Here is a 407-nt window from a genome sequence, read left to right as displayed (position 1 = left end):
CCGATGAGCCAGGCGGCGCAGAACCTGAACTGGTTGATCACCAACTTCGTGGACAACACCCCCGGTGTGTCCCACACGGTCGTGGTCTCCGCGGACGGTCTCCTCCTCGCCATGTCCGAAGGCTTCCCACGGGACCGAGCCGACCAACTGGCAGCAGTGGCCTCCGGCCTCACCTCGCTGACCTCCGGCGCCTCCCGCATCTTCGAAGGCGGCAACGTCAACCAAACCGTGGTGGAAATGGAACGCGGCTTCCTCTTCATCATGTCCGTCTCCGACGGATCCTCCCTGGCCGTCCTCGCACACCCCGAGTGCGACATCGGCCTCGTCGGCTACGAAATGGCCCTCCTGGTCGACCGCGCAGGCAACGTCCTCACCCCCGACCTACGCGCCGAACTCCAGGGCAGCCT

1 protein-coding gene is annotated in these 407 nt (G+C 65.8%); it reads left to right on the top strand.

Going from position 1 to position 407, the window contains the following annotated elements; all coding sequences use genetic code 11:
• Positions 1-3 precede the first annotated feature (3 nt).
• A partial coding sequence (locus IF23_RS0130770; protein WP_030289610.1) for a roadblock/LC7 domain-containing protein occupies positions 4-407 on the top strand: 404 nt, incomplete at its 3' end.

Origin of the sequence: Streptomyces catenulae, from assembly GCF_000718015.1 — a bacterium.
GTDB lineage: Bacteria > Actinomycetota > Actinomycetes > Streptomycetales > Streptomycetaceae > Streptomyces > Streptomyces catenulae.
Note: the sequence above shows the minus strand (reverse complement) of the source record. Positions and strands in the feature narration are given on the sequence as shown.